Genomic DNA, 17,216 nt, shown 5'->3' with positions numbered 1-17,216 from the left:
CTACCGTGAGTGCATGACCGACGAGCTCCGGGGCATCGGCGCCTCGCTCACAGACTCGTGGCCTGCGTTCGACAACGGTGTCGAAGAGCCTCGGCCGCTTCCCGCAGCACCCCTGCCGTCGGTACGTCCGTCGGTAGCGCTCCTGACCGACCGCTACGAGCTCACGATGCTCCAGGCGGCGCTCGCGGACGGCACGGCGCACCGGCACTGCGTGTTCGAGGTGTTCACGCGCCGCCTGCCCGCAGGCCGCCGTTACGGCGTCCTGGCGGGGACCGGTCGCGTACTGGAAGCGCTGCCACACTTCGTGTTCGAGGACGCGGAGCTGGCCTACCTCGAGCAGAACGGCATCGTCGACCGCCGGACCCTGGACTACCTCGCCAACTACCGCTTCTCCGGGACCATCCAGGGGTACGTCGAGGGTGAGGTGTTCTTCCCCGGCTCGCCCGTGCTGCAGGTCGAGGGCACCTTCGCGGAGGCCGTGCTGCTGGAGACCCTGATCCTGTCGATCCTGAACTACGACTCGGCGGTGGCCTCGGCGGCGTCGCGCATGACGAGCGCGGCGGGCGGGCGCCCCGTGCTGGAGATGGGCTCGCGGCGGGCGAGCGAGCAGGCCGCCGTTGCGGCGGCCCGCGCCGCCGTCATCGGTGGTTTCGCCGGCACGTCCAACCTCGAGGCGGGGATGCGGTACGGGCTGGACACCATCGGTACCGCCGCGCACTCCTTCATGCTGCTGCACGACACCGAACGGGACGCGTTCGAGTCGCAGGTCGCGTCGCTGGGCCCCGGTACGACCCTGCTGGTCGACACGTATGACGTGAAGCAGGGTGTGGCGACCGCCGTCGAGGTGGCGGGCACCGGCCTCGGTGCCGTGCGCCTCGACTCCGGTGACCTCGGCGGCCTCGCGCAGGAGGTGCGCCGGCAGCTCGACGAGCTCGGCGCCCGCGACACGAAGATCGTTGTCACGTCCGACCTCGACGAGTACGCGATCGCGGCCCTGGCGTCCGCGCCCGTGGACGTGTACGGCGTCGGGACGTCGGTGGTGACCGGTTCCGGTGCGCCGACCTGCGGCATGGTCTACAAGCTGGTGGCCCGCGCCGACTCGTCGGGCGTGCTCCAGCCGGTGGCGAAGGCCTCCGCGAACAAGGCGTCGGTGGGCGGCCGCAAGGCCGCCGCCCGGCGCTACGGCCGCGACGGCTACGCGGTCGAGGAGATCATGGTGACCGGTCCGGACACGGCGGTGGCCGAGTGGATGCCGCAGAGCGACGACCTGCGACCGCTGCTCGCCCCGATGGTCGTCGACGGCGCCGTCGACTCGCGCTGGGTGGGTCCGTACGGGGTCGCGAACGCGGCGGTCAACCACGGCATGGTGCGCGCCGAGCTGCCGCGCAGCGCCCGTCGGCTGTCCGACGGTGACCCCGCGATCCCGACCGTGGACCTCCGCCTGGACGACCTCCTCGACTGAGCCCTGCGCCGGAGGTCACAGCCCGGCGACAACTTCGCGAAAATCTCGGACAGGGGTGTCCAGCCCAGGGACGAAACCGCCTAGAGTGAGACCTGTGACTTCTTCCCCACCGCCGCTGCTATCGCCCATGGGGTCAGCCGGGACGGCCGTCGAGGAGGACACCGAGACGGACATCGCCTCGGGGGTCGCCGACCCGTGGGTGACGATCGTCTGGAACGACCCGGTGAACCTGATGTCGTACGTGACGTACGTCTTCGAGAGCTACTTCGGGTACTCGCGCGTCAAGGCGGAACGGCTCATGACTCAGGTGCACAAGAACGGTCGTGCCGTCGTGTCCAGCGGTGGGCGCGAGCGTATGGAGGTGGACGTGCAGGCGATGCACGGGTTCGGTCTGTGGGCGACGCTGCAGGAGTCGGGCGCGCGGGGAGCCGCATGACACCGTTCCGCGCCATGCGGCGGGGTTACGAGGCCAGGTTCGAGCCGGTGGAGCGGGTCGTCCTCGCCCGGGTCGCGCGCGACGTCGCGGACATGCTCCGCGAGGAGGCGGGGCTGGACCTCTTCCCCGACGACGGCGTGCCGGGCCTCTCGACGCATCCCGGACCGGGCAAGGGGCAGGCATGGGCCAACGGCCTGCTCGCCCCGGACGAGCTGACCGACGCCGACCTGGCGCGGCTCACAGGGGTGACCGGGGTGGGTCGCATCCCGACGGACCCCGCGGCGCGGAGGCTCCTGCCGGACGCGAGCAAGGACGACGCGGACGTGGCCGACGAGTTCCGCCGGCTCACGCAGAACGATGTGGCCCAGGCGAAGGTGGACCGGCTCGAGGCGTTCGCCGCGCTGCTCGACCTGCCGACGGGCGAGGACGCGCCCTCGCCGCTGGGCAGGCACGGTGCTCCGCCGCCGGTGCGGGTGCCGCGTGAGGACGCCGAGCAGTTCGCAGGCGCGCTCACGGACGTGCGGCTCGTGATCGCCGAGCGGCTCGGCCTGAAGTCCGACGAGCAGGTCATGCAGCTCACCGACGAGATCATGTGGGACCGGCAGGCCGGCCGCGAGATCCCCGTCGCGACGGACGGCCGTGCGGCCCGGCGCTTCTGGTCCGGGGTTTTCGTGGCCGCGGGCTACGCGCAGGAGACCCTGATGGACGTGATGCTCTCCGAGCTGCGGGGGCGGCGTCCGCCTGGCGCGCCCACCGGGTCTGGGTGACCAGGACTGGCGCGCTGACCTGCCGTAACGTGTCACGCGTCACGCGTGGCGCGGCTCACGAGCACGGGTGACCGCACGTTGTCGTCGCTAGGCTTCACCCCGTGAACGACGCGCCCATCGGGATCTTTGACTCCGGTCTCGGCGGCCTCACGGTCGCCCGGGCCATCCTGGACCAGCTCCCCAACGAGCAGGTCCGGTACCTCGGCGACACCGCGAACAGCCCGTACGGCCCCAAGCCCATCGCCGCCGTGCGCGCCATGGCGCTCGACGCCATGGACCGGCTCGTCGCCGACGGGGTGAAGATGCTGGTCATCGCGTGCAACACGGCGTCGTCGGCGATGATGCGCGACGCCCGCGAGCGGTACACGCAGCGCCACGGGATCCCCGTCGTGGAGGTCATCCTGCCGGCGGCCCGCGCCGCGGTGACGGCGACGAGGTCCGGTCGGATCGGCGTCATCGGCACGCGGACCACCGTGCAGTCACGGGCGTACGACGACGCCTTCCACGTCACCCCGGGCCTGTCCATCACGAGCCAGGCCTGCCCGGAGTTCGTACGCTTCGTCGAGGAGGGCAGGACCTCGGGCCCCGAGGTGCAGAAGTTCGCGCACGAGTACCTCGACCCGGTCAAGGCCGCCGGCGTCGACACGCTCGTGCTGGGCTGCACGCACTATCCCCTGCTCGCCGGAGCCATCTCCTACGTGATGGGTGAGGAGGTCACGCTGGTGTCCAGCGCCGACGAGACCGCGAAGGACGTGTACCGCACCCTCGTCGCGCACGACCTGGAGCGCGCGCCCGACGCCGGCTCTCCCGAGCACCGCTTCCTGACCACCGGCGACCCGGCGCCCTTCGGGCAGCTCGCGAGCCGGTTCCTCGGCCCTGAGGTCTCCCTCGTGGAGGCCGTCTGATGCGCCTGATCCCGATCGGGGTCTCCGGTTCGTTCCCGGGGCCGGCGACGCCCGCGTCGTCGTACCTGGTACGGGTCCCGGCCGCGGAGGCGGCCGCGGCCGGCCACGAGGCGCGCGACTGGAACGTGCTGCTCGACCTGGGCAACGGCGCGTTCGGTGCCCTGCAGCGCTTCATGGACCCGATGGATCTCGACGCCGTGTCGATCTCGCACCTGCACCCCGACCACTGCGCGGACCTCTCGGGCCTGTACGTGTACCTGCGATACCACCCCGAGCGCGGTTCGCTCCGTACCGGTCGCCGGGACGCGCCCCTGCCCGTGTTCGGCCCGTCGACGGCGGAGCGGCACGTCGCGCTGTCCTACGGGCTGAGCGAGGGCGAATCCATGGAGAACGACTTCGACTTCCGGTCGTGGGCGGAGCACCCGTCGGTCCGGATCGGGCCGCTGACCATCGAGCCGCACCGGGTGTTCCACCCGGTCGAGACCTACGGCGTGCGCCTGACCGGCCCGTCCGCGTCGGGCGGCACGACGACGCTGGCGTACACCGGGGACACCGACGCGTGCCCGTCGGTCGTCGAGCTGGCGCGCGACGCCGACCTGCTGCTCAGCGAGGCCGCGTTCCTCGAGGGCCGCGACGACGGCGTCGAACCGGGCATCCACCTCACCGGCCGCCGAGCGGGTCAGGTGGCGACCGACGCCGGCGCCCGCCGTCTGCTGCTCACGCACCTGCCCGTCTGGAACGATCCCGCGGAGTCCCTGACCGAGGCGCGCGGCTCGTTCGCCGGCCCGGTCGATGTCGCGGAGCCGGGCACCGTCTACGAGCTGTGACGGGCGTCAGATCCCTACCCACGGCAGCAACCGACCGGTGAACAGCACCATCGTGCCGGACCAGGCGGTCAGGACGATCGCGACCGCCGCCACCCAGGGTCGTCGTCGTGCGATCACCAGTGAGACGAGCGCGCCGATCAGGCACAGGCCCACGGCGAACTGACCGAGGACGGCGAGGCTGCCCAGCACCGCGAGCCACAGCGGTGGGAACGGACCGCTGGTCCAGCCAGGGGCCGCTTCCGTGCTCGTGGCGGCGGGGGATTCGGCGGGAGTGGTGTCCGTCATCGTGCCGTCCTTGGTGTCGCTCCGCCCGAGCGGTATGCCCGGCGTGTGAACCTACCGCATACGCTTGGCGCATGACCTCCAGCACTGACAGCATCGTCCGCGCCGACGGCCGCGCCACCGACCAGCTCCGCCCCGTGAAGATCACCCGGGGATGGCTCGACGAGGCCGAGGGGTCGGTGCTCGTGGAGTTCGGGCGCACGCGGGTGCTGTGCGTCGCCTCGTTCACCGAGGGTGTGCCGCGCTGGCGCAAGGGCTCGGGCGAGGGCTGGGTCACCGCCGAGTACGCGATGCTGCCGCGCGCCACCAACGAGCGCAGCGCGCGCGAGTCCGTCAAGGGCAAGATCGGCGGCCGTACGCATGAGATCTCGCGGCTCATCGGCCGGTCGCTGCGCGCCGTCGTCGACATGAGCGCGCTCGGCGAGAACTCGATCGTGCTGGACTGCGACGTGCTCCAGGCCGACGGCGGCACCCGCACCGCCGCGATCACCGGGGCCTACGTGGCCCTCGTCGACGCGATCGCGTGGGGCCGTCGCCACGGGCACGTCAAGGGTGGCAAGCAGGTGCTGTCCGACTCCGTCTCCGCGGTGTCCGTCGGCATCATCGACGGCACGCCGATGCTCGACCTGCCCTACGTCGAGGACGTCCGCGCGGAGACCGACATGAACGTGGTGGTCACGGGCTCCGGCACGTTCATCGAGGTGCAGGGCACCGCCGAGCACGCGCCGTTCGACCGCGCCGAGCTCGACTCGCTGCTCGACCTCGCCGTGGGTGGCACCGCCGAGCTCGCCAAGATCCAGCAGGCAGCGCTCGCGCAGGAGCTCTGACCTCAGGCTCCGGCGGCCTGGAGCTGCCCGGCCTCGACCTGCGCCAGGACGCTGTCCTCGCCCACGAAGACGCTCCCGCCCCGGCGCACCGTCTCGGTGTAGCGGCGGACCATCTCCGGCTTGTTGTCCCGCACGAGGGCGATCCAGTCCGCCGGCGCCCCCGTGTCCGGATCGTGCGCGGCGCTCCACTCGGCGATCTCGACCATGATCGGGATCAGGCCGAGGCCGCGATCGGTGAGGTCGTAGCGCACGCGGCGCCGGTCCGCCGGGTCGGGGTACCGGTGCAGGATCCCGGCGTCGGTCAGCGCCTCGAGGCGGGCGGACAGCACGCTCGGTGAGACGGCCTCGTCCGACGCCAGGAACTCGTTGAACGTGTGCTTGCCGAAGTACACGACGTCGCGCACCACGAGCAGCGACCACGGGTCGCCGAACGTCTCCAGCCCGAAGCTCACCGGGCAGGCGGACCTGCCGTTCGCACGCTTCACGATCGTCTCCCGTCCGGACCGATGACTTCCCGCGGCCCGCTCCGTCATACCTGCATGATCACTACGGTCATCGTAGTTAATTGACGGAGGGTTCACCAGGACCCGCGAGCTCGAGGAGCATCGATGAGCACGAAGGAGACGCACAACGCGTCGGACGGCGCCGGTCGGCTGCGCCTGCGGGACCCCGAGGTGCGCACGTTCGCGCACCTCCTGGTGAACACATCACTGGTGTCGGTCACCAACTTCACCGTCTGGTTCGCCATCACGTTCTGGGTCTATCTGGAGACGGGCTCCGTCTTCGCGGCCGGCGTGATCTCCGGGATCTTCCTGGTCTCGATGGTCGGCACCGGCGTGTGGTTCGGGTCGCTCGTGGACCACCACCGCAAGAAGACGGTCATGCAGGTGTCGGCACTGGTGTCGCTCGGGTTCTACCTGGCGGCCCTCGGCCTCTACGTCGCGACCCCTGCGGCCGTGTTCACCGACCCGACGAGCGTCCGCCTGTGGGCGCTGGTCCTCCTGGTGATGGCCGGCGTGATGGCGGGCAACCCGCGGGGCATCGCGATGACCACCGTCGTCACCGCGCTGTTCGACGAAGGGCGCAGGGACAGGGCGAACGGGCTCGCCGGCACGACGTCGGGGATCTCGCACCTGGTGACCTCGGTCATCAGCGGGCTCCTCGTGGCATCGAGCGGGATGCTCGGCGCGCTGGTCCTGGCGGTGGTGGTGCTCGCCGCCGCCGTCGGACACCTGCAGCGGTTGCGTCTGCCGGAGTCCCTCGGCGAAGCCGCGGCAGCGGACGAGCCGAAGAAGGTGGACCTGCGCGGGACGATCCGTCTCGTGGGCAGCATCCCCGGGATGTGGGCGCTGATCTGGTTCACGCTCCTGAACAACTTCCTGGCCGGCGGGCTCATGGCGCTCGCCGACCCGTACGGGCTGTCGCTCATGTCCGTCCAGACGTGGGGCCTGGCCTGGGGCGCGATCAGCGTCTTCATGATCCTCGGCGGCCTGGTCGTGGCGAAGCGAGGAGTGGGGCGCAACCCCCTCCGGACCCTGCTGGTGGTCAACCTGGTCATGTGGGGCGCGACCTTCCTGCTTCCCGTGCAGCACTCGGTCGTGCTGCTCGTGGCCGGGTTCGCCCTGTACCTGTTCGTCATGCCGTTCGCGGAGGCGTCCGAGCAGACCGTGCTGCAGAAGGTGGTGCCCTACGAGCGGCAGGGGCGCGTGCTCGGGTTCGCGCACAGCGTCGAGATGGTGGCGGCGCCGCTGACGGCGTTCCTCATCAGCCCGCTCACCGAGTTCGTGTTCCAGCCGTTCATGACCGACGGCGTCGGCGCCGCCCTCATCGGCGGCTGGTTCGGCACCGGGCCGGCCCGGGGGATCGCGCTGGTGCTCATGCTGCTCGCAGTGCTCGGCCTGGTGCTGACGGTGGCGGCGCTGGCCAGCCGCCAGTACCGGTCGATGAGCCGGCACTACCTGGGCGGCGGGGCGGAGGACGAGGCGCCCGCCGACGACGCCGTCGTCGGGCAGCCGGACCCGGTCCCCGCCCTGGCCTGACGGGTGTCCGGGCGGCGGCTGGCATGATCGGTGCATGAGCTCCTCGATCGTGCCGCCCGCCGCCCGGATCGTCCTCGCGACGCACAACGCCAAGAAGGTCGGTGAGCTGCGCGCGATCCTCGTGGCGTCCGGCCTCGACCTGCCCGACGGCGGGCTGGTCACCTCCGGCGAGGTCGGCGCCCCGGAGCCGGTCGAGGACGGCGTGACGTTCGCCGAGAACGCGCTCATCAAGGCGCGGGCGGTGTGCGCGGCGACCGGGCTGCCCGCCGTCGCCGACGACTCCGGGCTGGCCGTCGACGTGCTGGGCGGTGCGCCCGGCATCTTCTCGGCGCGCTGGGCCGGGAAACACGGGGACGACCTGGCCAACCTCGAGCTGCTGCTCGGCCAGCTCGGCGACGTGCGTCCGGAGCACCGCCAGGCAGGGTTCGTGTGTGCCGCCGCCCTGGTCACGCCCGACGGCCGGGAGGAGGTCCGCCTGGGCGAGATGCGGGGCGTGCTGGAGACCGAGCCGCGGGGCGCCAACGGGTTCGGCTACGACCCGATCCTGGTCCCGGACGAGGCACCGGCGGGTGACGGCGCGGACGGCGGTCGCCGGCGGACCGCGGCGGAGCTGGATCCGGAGGAGAAGAACGCGATCTCGCACCGGGGCAAGGCGTTCCGCGCCCTGGCCCCGGTCATCCTCGAGGTGCTGGGCGGGCGCTGAGCCTCTGGTCCTGGCCGTGCAACGGACCGATCTCGCTCTCGGTCAGCCGTCCGTTCCGCTCCGCGCTGTCCGTCCCCGTCGGAGCACGGCCACCAGTGCACGCCAGCCGAGCATGGTGACCGCCAGGAAGAGTGCCGTCACCAGCGCGAACGTCCAGGCCAGGCCCTGGCCGGAGACGCCGCGCAGGGCCAGGCCACCGACCACGGTGAGGAACCAGATCAGCACGCCCGTCGGCCAGATGCGGGCGGGGTCGTGCCAGGCGCGGGTCATGATCCAGCCCAGCGCGGCGGCCAGTGCGAACGGCCACACGACCCGGCCGAAGGCGCTCGCGAACGACCCCTCGTGCGACGCGATGCCGATGAGGGTGAAGGCGAGGACGGCGACGGCGTCGGCCGCTGCCGCGGGCCAGACAGGTCTCGTGCGGGAGGCGGGGGAAGCGGTGCTCACGCGTCGAGGGTAATCCCGTCTGCCGCGAGCCTGCCCGCAGCGAGCCCGGGCGCCCTACCGTGACAGAGCGGGCAGCAGCTCCACGTAGCCGGCGAACACCGCACGGACCTCGTCCCGGTCGAGCCCGAACCGTTCGAGGCTGTACTCGTGCGGGGCGCGCTCCCTCGGTGCCTCGCGGGCCGCCGCCAGGTTCGCCGCGTCGTCGGCGCCCCATGGGGCGCCGAGCCGCTCGAACAGCTCCGGCAGCACGGTGCCCGGGTCTCCCGTGAGGCGTTCGTACGGCAGGTCGAGCACGACGTCGGGGCCCAGGACCGCGCGTTCGGCCAGGGCACGGGACACGCCGCGGGACATGATCGACAACCACGTCCGGCCGGTCTCGGCCAGGTCCACGGCGTCCGGGTGCCGGTGCAGCCGCTCCGCGGCCTCTGCAAGGGAGCACAGGGAGGCGAGAGCCACCTCCGGGGCGCGGTGGGTCCAGACGAAGCGGGCGTCGGGGAACACGTCGCGGATCGCGGACAGGTGGAAGAGGTTCGCCGGGTGCTTCAGCACCCAGCGACGCGCGGGACGTCCGTAGGAGAGCAACTGGAGCGTGTCGCGCAGGAACCGGTAGTCCGGCCGGTGGTCGAAGGTCCGCAGACGTTCGAGGTACTCCGGCACGGGCACGGCGGAGGAGTGGAGCTCCGAGTGGGCCCGGATGAAGGTGTCCTCCTCCTCGGCCTCCGCGAAGAGCGGGTGGATGGTGTCCCACGTGGGGCTGAGCCGCGACACCATGGCGTACTTCTTCCGGGTGCGCCGGATCAGCTCGGCCTCGGTCGCGCTGTCGACGGCGAGGCCCAGGTGCGTCATCTCCCAGAGCTTCGGCCCGCGATGGGCAGGCGACCTGGACAGCATGTTGTAGGTGAGCGTGGTGCCTGTCCGGGGCATGCCGACCACGAACACCGGCGCCTCCACCGGCTCGTCGGCGATGCGGGGGTGCCTGGCACGCAGGTCGCCGACGACCACCCGGTTCCGGATACGGGCCTCCACCAGCGCCTGCCCCGCCATCCAGCCGAGCGGGCTCAGGCCGGCGAAGCGGGCGAAGGCGCGCAGGACCAGGCGGAGGTGCTCAAGGTCGGCCGCGTACTCGGCGCTGAGCGGTGTGCGGCCGCGGGAGGCACGCGCGATCATCCTGTCGAAGACGGCGTCGGGGTCCTTGCGCGTGCGGGTACCGGGGGTGAGGAGCAGGTTGGTCAGGCGAAGGGCAGGCGTGGTCTCGGACACGTCTCTCCAGGGTCGGGCGCTCGCTCGCGGAACGGCTGCCCCTTATCGTCCCTGAGGCGGCTTTTGCTCGTAAAGGAAAGTGCGCGACCCGGGCAGGGGTCAGACGCCGAGCCGGCGCCGCAGCTCCCGTGCCTGGCGCCGGGACACCTCGACCCGGCTGCGCTGCCGGTCGTTCATGACCAGTACCAGCGCACCCTTGAAGTCCGGGACCAGCTCACGCACGTGGTTCAGGTTGACCAGGTACGAACGGTGCGACCGGAAGAAGTGCCCGTGGAGCCGCCGCTCCAGCTCGTTCAGCGAGAACGTGACCAGGAGCCGCTCGTCGGCCAGCTTGAGGTAGGAGTAGCCGCGCGCGGCGCTCGCGTACACGATCGCCGACTGGTCGACGAGCATCGTGCGGCCGTCGCGCTGCACCGGCACCCGCGCGAGCGGCTCCGGCTTCGCCGCGTCGTCGCCCCGCCGTCCGGCCTGGCCACCGTTCGACGTGCTCGCCGACCCCGCACCGGCAGAGCCGCCGGCGCCCGCCGGGCTCGACTGCGCGTCGTCGGCCCCGCCGTGCTCGAGCGCGCGCTCCACCGCGCGGCTCAGGCGCGCGGCGTCGAACGGTTTGACCAGGTAGTCCGCCGCGGCGAGGTCGAAGGCCTCGACCGCGTGGTCCGGGTAGGCGGTGGTGAAGATGACCTGGGGCGGGTGCGGCAGGTCGCGCAGCGCGCCCGCCACCTCCAGACCGCTGCCACCGGGCATCCGGATGTCCAGCAGCACCAGGTCGTAGGGGAGCGACCGCAGGAGGAGAAGCGCCTCCTCACCGTTCGCGGCCTCACCCACCACCTGGACCTGTCCGAGCTCCTCCAGCAGGTAGCGCAGCTCGGCACGAGCCGGTGCCTCGTCGTCGACGATCAGGGCGCGGGGGCGCATGCGGTCAGCGTAGCGGGACGCGCACCTCCACCACCGTGCCCGCACCCGCCGTCGACTGGATGTCCAGGGTGAACCGTTCGCCGAACAGCGTCGTGAGGCGCTCCGAGATGTTCTGCAGGCCGATGCCGCCGCGTGCGCCGGCCTCGCCGGACGCACCCTCTCCGCCCCGGTCGGCGCCGCCACCGGCGCCCAGCGTGTCGAGCACGTCGGCGGTCATGCCGACGCCGTCGTCGGTCACGCGGATCGACGTCGTGCGGGTCAGGGGATCCACGCGGGCCTTCAGGGTGACCGTCCCACCCGCCACCTTGTCCGCCAGACCGTGCTTGACGGCGTTCTCGACCAGCGGCTGGATGACGAGCACCGGCACGTGCGCGGTGAGGACCTGCGGGTCGATGTCGTACCGGACCCGCAGCCGGTCCCCGAACCGGGCCTGCTCCAGCGACAGGTAGGTGCGCACGAAGAAGTACTCCTGCGCGAACTCCGCGAGCTGGCCCTCCTGCCGCACGGCGTAACGGAAGAAGTCCGACAGGCGCAGCAGCAGCTGACGGGCCTCGTCCGGGTCGGTCCGAGACTTCGAGGCGATCGTGTTCAGGACGTTGAACAGGAAGTGCGGGTTGATCTGCGCGCGTAGGGCGTCCAACCGGGCGTCCGAGGCCAGCTTGCGCTCGCGGTCCGCCTCGGCCAGCTCCAGGTGGAGCGACAGGATGCTCGCCATGTCCTCGACCTGGACGCGCGGCGCGGGCTCGTCGTGCGTCCGGAACACGCCGATGGTGCCCACCACGCGGGTCCCCACGACGAGCGGCACGACGACGGCGCTGCGCAGAGGGCAGTCCGGGTCGTCGCACCCCATGCTGGACGCACGGCGGGACACCACGGTGCGCCCTTTGGCGATGGCGCTCCGCACGATGGCGGCCCGCACCGGACCGCCCGCCGTGTGGTGGTCGACGCCGGGGCCGACGAAGGCGAGGTTCAGCTCCCGGTCGGTGATCACGACCGCGTCCCCGCCGAGCAGCGGGCGCAGCAGCTCGGCGGTGCGGCGGGCGGCGTCGGCGGTCAGCCCGGACCGGAGCGGCATACGGTTCCCGCCTGCCACGATCCGACGGCGGGAGCGCTCGACGCCGCGCCCCTCGCGGCCGCGCCGCAGTGTCGTGGCCGCGCGCGGTCCCCGCAGCGCGGAGGGGTAGCCGAGCACGAGGAGCACGGACGCCACGGCGCCCGCCGCCACGGTCGTGCCGACGCCGAGCGGCGGTGACACGAACACCTGGGTCACCAGGTACACCACCGTCCACGTGACGGCGATCGTCGCGGCCAGAAGTGCGCTACCCGTCCGCATCATGTCCCCCCTTGTCCCCGCCTGCCGTGTCCGCGCCCGATCGTGCGGACCCGCCCGATCGCGCGGACCGGCGTGACTTCGGCCCGAGGCTCGCGATCGTGAGGCGCGCCAGACGTTCGGCATGGCGGTCGGCAGCCGTGCCGTGCAGCACCAGCCACTGCCGCTCGACGTCGGCAGGGGGTGTCGTCGCCCGGGAGACGAACCAGGTCACGAGGGCGGCCAGCGGTGCCGCCACGAGGGTCGGGGTCATCAGCATCTCCCCGAGTCCCGGCCCGATCGGCAGGGCGCCCACCACGAACATCGTCACCGACACCAGGCCGCCGACGACCATGCCGGCGGTGGCGCCCGCCGCCGTCGTGCCGCGCCACCAGATGGCCAGCACGAAGACCGGGGTCAGTGCCGAGCCCGCGATCGCGAACGCCCAGGTCACCATCGCCGCCACGATGGACGGGACGGCCGGCGTGATCTCCGCCGGCTGCATGGCGATGGCCAGGCCGCCCGCCGCGAGCGCGACCACCGCGGTGCTCGCCCGACCGGCCCATACCGCCTGGCTCTGGGTGGCGCGCGGGTTGATGTGCCGCTCGTAGACGTCGTGGCCCCAGGATGCGGCGGCGGCGAGCAGGAGCCCCGCGATCGTGGACATCACGGCGACGAGCGCGCCGGCCGCGACGACGGCGAGCCCGGAGTCACCGCCGTAGATCCGGCCCAGCACGGGCAGGGCGTGCTCGGGCACGCGCAGCACACCGTCGACGGTGAGCTCCTCCAGCCAGGGGTGGTGCTTGACGGCCGCCGCGATCTGCTGGCGTGCGGCGGTGCCGAGCATGACGGCGAGCGCGTAGAACAGCCCGGCCAGGCCGAGCACCCACACGGTCGTCATGCGGGCGGCGGTGCCCGTGGGGCTGGTGAAGTACCGGTTCATCACGTGCGGCAGGCCCGCGGTGCCCATGACGAGCGTGAGGATGAGGGCGAACTGGGCCAGCGGGCCGTAGGCGGCACCGGGCTGCCCGAAGGTCGCGGGTTGCGTCGCGTCGAGCTGGTTGCTCTCCGGCTGGAGGTGCCATCCGGACTCGTCGTGCACCGGGTTGGCCAGCGGTTCGGCGGACAGGTCCGCGACCGCCTCCGAGTAGTGGAACCCCGACCCGGCGACGACGACGGCGAGCCAGACGAGCGCACCGAGCAGCACGAGGAACTGGATGGCCTGGGTCCAGGTGGTGCCGCGCATGCCACCGAACGCGACGAGCCCCGCGACCACCGCGGTCGAGAGCACCACGCCGGTGGCGTACGGGGAGAGGCCGGGCAGGCCGTGCCCGACCAGGAGCTGCCACGTGATGCCGCTGCCCACCGCCTGCGGGACCAGGTAGGACAGGATCACGATCTGCACCACACCGACGGCGACCAGGCGCACACGCTCGGAGGCGAGCCGCCGGCCGAGGAAGTCGGGGATGGAGAACTCGCCGAACCGGCGCAACGGCGCGGCGACGAAGAGCAGCACGGGGACGAACCCGGCCGCGAACCCGACGGCGTACCAGACCCCGTCCAGGCCAGAGACGTACACGGCGGCGGCGACCCCGAGGAACGACGCGGCGGAGAAGTAGTCCCCGCAGATGGCCAGGGCGTTCGTCGCGACGCCGACCCGCTGCCCGGCCAGGTAGAAGTCCACGGTGGAGGTGCCCCGCGGCCGCACGACGAGCGTAATAAGGGCCACCAGGGCGATGAGGGCCACCAGCGTGCCGATGCTCGTCGCGGTCACGAGGTCTCGCCGTCGCTCGGGTACGTGTCATCGGCGTAGCGGTCCTCGTCGTCCTGCCGGCCACCGAGCATGCGGGCCTCGACCGCCGAGGACAGCGTGGCCGCCGCGAGCCCGATCACCAGGAAGAAGGCGTACAGCCCGAACGCGGCCATGGCGAAGCCAGGGCTCATCCCGCCGGCCAGGCGCCCGCCCGACCACCAGTCGAGGGTGAGTGACAGGGCGGGCACGCCCGCCACGGCGGCGAGGAACAGCACGAAGTGGGTGATGGCGACGCGCCGCAGCGTGCGGAACGTGGCGTCGACCTCGGCCGGTGTGTCGTGCTCGTCGACGTCCTCGTCGTCGTGCTCCATGGGACGAGACTATGCGTCAGGTGTCCGGCGCAGGCGCCAGGCGGTGCGCAGGAGGATCACCGCGCCGCCGGCGATCATCACCAGGCCCATGCCGGGCCACATCTTGCCCCAGGAGTCGGTGCCGGCGCTGACCTGCACCATCTGCACGATGTTCCAGACGACGGCGAGCACGCAGGGCGCCGCGACGACCAGGCAGTGACCGATCGCCACCCGCCGGAACGGCAGGACGGCTCCGGCGAACGCGAGCGGTGCGACGAACATCGTCGCCCAGCCGAGGTAGCTCGCGTGGCCCGGGATGTGCCCCAGCGGCGTGCTGATCCAGGGCAGGACCGACCCGATCATGACGCACAGCCCTCCGATGGCCATCGCCAGGCTGCCGGGATGGAACACGCGGCGGCGCACGGCGGTACCGGAAGTGCTCGACGTCGAGGACATGAGGTGATCGTAGGGCGGTCAGGGTCCTTCAGGGACCCCCGCACGGGCTCCGCTCTGCCGAACGGCCGGTCGGGTTCCGCGAACGGTCGAGAACGTCCCTCGAGCGGTCGGGTGAAGTTGCCGGGAACCGTTCGTGGCCCTGAACGACCGCTCGCGGGGTCGCGCCCGCCGTCCGGCCGGTCGGCTCTTGCGCCGCGGAGGGCGTCTGCCCTTGGCTCAGGCTCAGGGGCACTGTGATCCGCACCACAGTACGTCCCGACCGGGCGTCCCGACCGGCAGCTGGGGCTGCCGCCGGGACGCACCACGACACGCAAAGGAGCGTCGAGACATGGCCGACACGAACGAGAGTCCGCCGGGCGGAGCACCGCCGCCGGACGGCGGGGGTGTCGCGCTGCCGGAGAACGGCTGGCGCAAGGAGTACTGGAAGAAGAACCTCCGCCTGATGGTGGTTCTGCTCGTCGTCTGGTTCGCGGTCTCGTTCGGCGCGGGGATCCTGTTCGTCGAGCAGCTCAACGAGATAGTGATCGCGGGCTTCCCGCTGGGGTTCTGGTTCGCGCAGCAGGGTTCGATCTACACCTTCATCCTGCTGATCCTCATCTACGCCCTGCGCATGGACAAGCTTGACGACGAGTACGGCGTCAGCGAGCGCAACGACGACGGGAGCCGGTCATGAGTGACATCCAGACCTGGGCGCTCATCTTCGTCGCGGCGTCGTTCGCCCTGTACATCGGCATCGCGTGGCGCAGCCGGGTGAAGGAGACCAAGGGCTTCTTCGTCGCCGAGCAGAACATCCCCGCCGTCGCGAACGGTGCGGCCGTCGCCGCGGATTGGATGTCCGCGGCGTCCTTCATCTCGATGGCGGGCCTCATCGCCTTCCTCGGGTCGGACGGCTCCATCTACCTGATGGGCTGGACGGGCGGCTACGTGCTGCTCGCGCTGCTGCTCGCGCCGTACCTGCGCAAGTGGGGCAAGTTCACGGTTCCCGAGTTCGTCGGCGACCGGTTCTCCGAGACGGTGCGCTCGGTGTCCGCGGTGGTCGCCATCATCGTGTCGTTCACCTACGTGGTGGGGCAGATGGCCGGCGGCGGCATCGTGTTCTCCCGGTTCCTCCAGGTGGAGCAGGGGGCGGGCGTCGCGATCGCGGCGGCGGTCATCTTCGCGTACGCCGTGTTCGGCGGCATGAAGGGCATCACCTGGACCCAGGTGGCCCAGTACACGGTGCTGATCGTCGCCTACCTGATCCCGGCGTGGGCGGTTGCGCACACGATGACCGGGTTCCCGGTGCCGCAGATCTCGTTCGGCGAGATCCTGGCCGAGCTGAACCGGATCGGCGCCGAGTTCGGGCTCCCGGTCTACACCGAGGCGTTCACCGCCCGGCCGCAGATCGACGTGTTCCTGGTGACCCTGTCGCTCATGATCGGCACCGCCGGCCTGCCGCACGTGATCATCCGGTTCTACACGACCAAGACGGTCCGCGGGGCGCGCTACTCGGCCCTGTGGGCGCTGATCTTCATCGGCCTGCTGTACACGACGGCGCCGGCCGTGGGCGCGTTCACCAAGCTCAACCTGCTCAACGGTGTGCAGGGAGCCGCGGTGGACGCCCTACCGTCCTGGGTGCAGAACTGGATGGCGACCGGGCTGATCACCGTGGGTGAGGGTGTCAACACGATCGGCACGGTCAGCAACGACCCGACGTCGGGTGCCGACATGATCATCAACAACGACATCCTGGTGCTGGCCAGCCCGGAGATCGCGGGTCTGCCCGCACCGATCGTCGGGCTCGTCGCGGCGGGTGGCCTTGCGGCCGCCATGTCGACGGCGGCGGGTCTGCTGCTGGTCATCTCGTCGTCGGCGTCGCACGACCTGTACTTCCGGTACGTGGACCACCACGCGTCGGAGGCGCGCCGCCTCCTGGTCAGCCGGATCGCGATGGGGATCGCGGTGCTGGTCGCCATCTACTTCGGCATCAACCCGCCGGCGTTCGTGGCCCAGGTGGTCGCCTTCGCCTTCGGGCTCGCCGCGTCGACCTTCTTCCCGATCCTGCTGCTCGGGATCTTCTGGAAGAGAGCCAACGCGGCGGGAGCCGTCTCCGGCATGCTCACCGGTCTCGTGTTCACCGCGACGTACATGATCTACACGCTCCCGGTGTTCGGCACGCAGGCCAACGACCACATCATGGGGGTGAGCCCCGAGGGCATCGGCGCCATCGGTGCGGTCGTGAACCTGGTGGTCACGGTGATCGTGTCGCTCGCGACCAGACCTCCGTCGCACGAGGTGCAGGAGATGGTCGAGAACATCAGGTACCCCGCCGTCGCCCGCAGGACGGGGACCTCTGCCTGATCGTCTCGCTGTGGGTACGCGGTACATCCGCCCCTGGATCCCCCCGCTGCGTACCCACAGCGTCCCCCCGGTGCCCGACGTCGCGACGGCGTCGGGCACCGTGCTGTGCCGGCGGGCGCTGCCGCGGGCGCGGTGCCG

At 71.7% G+C, this 17,216-nt stretch carries 19 protein-coding genes; 10 read left to right on the top strand and 9 right to left on the bottom strand.

Annotation, left to right across the window (positions count from 1 at the left end; all coding sequences use genetic code 11):
- Positions 1–13 precede the first annotated feature (13 nt).
- From LUU90_RS07165 to LUU90_RS07145, 5 genes are all read left to right on the top strand, one after another.
- Positions 14–1,462 carry a nicotinate phosphoribosyltransferase gene (locus LUU90_RS07165; protein WP_275002664.1) on the top strand — a complete coding sequence of 483 codons (1,449 nt, stop codon included), beginning with the start codon at positions 14–16 and terminating at the stop codon, positions 1,460–1,462.
- A gap of 127 nt (positions 1,463–1,589) precedes the next feature.
- Positions 1,590–1,898, top strand: a complete 309-nt coding sequence (gene clpS, locus LUU90_RS07160; protein WP_275002759.1) for an ATP-dependent Clp protease adapter ClpS — start codon at positions 1,590–1,592, stop codon at positions 1,896–1,898.
- Positions 1,895–2,665, top strand: coding sequence for a DUF2017 family protein (locus LUU90_RS07155; RefSeq protein ID WP_275002663.1), 771 nt, complete (start codon positions 1,895–1,897; stop codon positions 2,663–2,665). The genes clpS and LUU90_RS07155 overlap by 4 nt, the downstream gene beginning before the upstream one ends.
- Positions 2,666–2,766: 101 nt before the next feature.
- Positions 2,767–3,570 (top strand): glutamate racemase, encoded by an 804-nt coding sequence (gene murI / locus LUU90_RS07150; protein ID WP_275002662.1) that lies wholly within the window; start codon positions 2,767–2,769, stop codon positions 3,568–3,570.
- The gene (locus LUU90_RS07145) at positions 3,570–4,397 is read left to right on the top strand and encodes an MBL fold metallo-hydrolase (protein WP_275002661.1); all 828 of its coding nucleotides are present in this window, start codon (positions 3,570–3,572) and stop codon (positions 4,395–4,397) included. The genes murI and LUU90_RS07145 overlap by 1 nt, the downstream gene beginning before the upstream one ends.
- Before the next feature lie 6 nt (positions 4,398–4,403).
- On the opposite strand, the gene LUU90_RS07140 is transcribed toward LUU90_RS07145, so the two are convergent.
- A complete protein-coding gene (locus LUU90_RS07140) occupies positions 4,404–4,682 on the bottom strand; it encodes a hypothetical protein (RefSeq protein WP_275002660.1) in 279 nt (92 codons plus the stop codon).
- A 71-nt stretch (positions 4,683–4,753) separates the two neighbouring features.
- Here LUU90_RS07140 and rph point away from each other — a divergent pair, with 71 nt between their 5' ends.
- Positions 4,754–5,506: a ribonuclease PH gene (gene rph / locus LUU90_RS07135; RefSeq protein WP_275002659.1), complete on the top strand. Its 753-nt coding sequence runs from the start codon at positions 4,754–4,756 to the stop codon at positions 5,504–5,506.
- Between the two features lie 2 nt (positions 5,507–5,508).
- Here the strand turns inward: rph and LUU90_RS07130 are convergent, their stop codons facing one another.
- Positions 5,509–5,991, bottom strand: a complete 483-nt coding sequence (locus tag LUU90_RS07130; RefSeq protein ID WP_275002658.1) for a winged helix-turn-helix transcriptional regulator — start codon at positions 5,989–5,991, stop codon at positions 5,509–5,511.
- A gap of 123 nt (positions 5,992–6,114) precedes the next feature.
- On the opposite strand from LUU90_RS07130, the gene LUU90_RS07125 reads away from it, so the two are divergent.
- Positions 6,115–7,545, top strand: a complete 1,431-nt coding sequence (locus LUU90_RS07125; RefSeq protein ID WP_275002657.1) for an MFS transporter — start codon at positions 6,115–6,117, stop codon at positions 7,543–7,545.
- Positions 7,546–7,579: 34 nt separating this feature from the next.
- The gene (gene rdgB, locus LUU90_RS07120; protein ID WP_275002656.1) at positions 7,580–8,248 is read left to right on the top strand and encodes an RdgB/HAM1 family non-canonical purine NTP pyrophosphatase; all 669 of its coding nucleotides are present in this window, start codon (positions 7,580–7,582) and stop codon (positions 8,246–8,248) included.
- Between the two features lie 42 nt (positions 8,249–8,290).
- On the opposite strand, the gene LUU90_RS07115 is transcribed toward rdgB, so the two are convergent.
- The 7 genes from LUU90_RS07115 to LUU90_RS07085 form a co-directional block, all read right to left on the bottom strand.
- Positions 8,291–8,695 carry a DUF3054 domain-containing protein gene (locus LUU90_RS07115; protein ID WP_275002655.1) on the bottom strand — a complete coding sequence of 135 codons (405 nt, stop codon included), beginning with the start codon at positions 8,693–8,695 and terminating at the stop codon, positions 8,291–8,293.
- A gap of 54 nt (positions 8,696–8,749) precedes the next feature.
- Entirely contained in the window at positions 8,750–9,955 is a 1,206-nt protein-coding gene (locus tag LUU90_RS07110; protein WP_275002654.1) for a sulfotransferase family protein, read from the bottom strand.
- A gap of 99 nt (positions 9,956–10,054) precedes the next feature.
- On the bottom strand, positions 10,055–10,870 hold the full coding sequence (locus LUU90_RS07105; protein ID WP_275002653.1) for a LytR/AlgR family response regulator transcription factor: 816 nt from the start codon (positions 10,868–10,870) through the stop codon (positions 10,055–10,057).
- A 4-nt stretch (positions 10,871–10,874) separates the two neighbouring features.
- Positions 10,875–12,203 carry a histidine kinase gene (locus LUU90_RS07100; protein WP_275002652.1) on the bottom strand — a complete coding sequence of 443 codons (1,329 nt, stop codon included), beginning with the start codon at positions 12,201–12,203 and terminating at the stop codon, positions 10,875–10,877.
- Complete coding sequence (locus tag LUU90_RS07095; protein ID WP_275002651.1) at positions 12,190–13,953, bottom strand: solute symporter family protein; 1,764 nt, start codon at positions 13,951–13,953, stop codon at positions 12,190–12,192. The genes LUU90_RS07100 and LUU90_RS07095 overlap by 14 nt, the downstream gene beginning before the upstream one ends.
- Positions 13,950–14,303 (bottom strand): hypothetical protein, encoded by a 354-nt coding sequence (locus tag LUU90_RS07090; protein WP_275002650.1) that lies wholly within the window; start codon positions 14,301–14,303, stop codon positions 13,950–13,952. Before LUU90_RS07090 ends, LUU90_RS07095 begins: the two co-directional genes overlap by 4 nt.
- Positions 14,304–14,312: 9 nt before the next feature.
- Positions 14,313–14,738, bottom strand: a complete 426-nt coding sequence (locus LUU90_RS07085) for a hypothetical protein (RefSeq protein ID WP_275002649.1) — start codon at positions 14,736–14,738, stop codon at positions 14,313–14,315.
- Positions 14,739–15,066: 328 nt separating this feature from the next.
- Here LUU90_RS07085 and LUU90_RS07080 point away from each other — a divergent pair, with 328 nt between their 5' ends.
- Both LUU90_RS07080 and LUU90_RS07075 read left to right on the top strand, forming a co-directional pair.
- A complete protein-coding gene (locus LUU90_RS07080) occupies positions 15,067–15,411 on the top strand; it encodes a DUF4212 domain-containing protein (RefSeq protein ID WP_275002648.1) in 345 nt (114 codons plus the stop codon).
- A complete protein-coding gene (locus LUU90_RS07075; RefSeq protein WP_275002647.1) occupies positions 15,408–17,078 on the top strand; it encodes a sodium:solute symporter family protein in 1,671 nt (556 codons plus the stop codon). The genes LUU90_RS07080 and LUU90_RS07075 overlap by 4 nt, the downstream gene beginning before the upstream one ends.
- Positions 17,079–17,216 lie beyond the last annotated feature (138 nt).

Source organism: Promicromonospora iranensis (assembly GCF_028994775.1).
Taxonomy (GTDB): Bacteria; Actinomycetota; Actinomycetes; order Actinomycetales; family Cellulomonadaceae; genus Promicromonospora; species Promicromonospora iranensis_A.
Note: the sequence above shows the minus strand (reverse complement) of the source record. Positions and strands in the feature narration are given on the sequence as shown.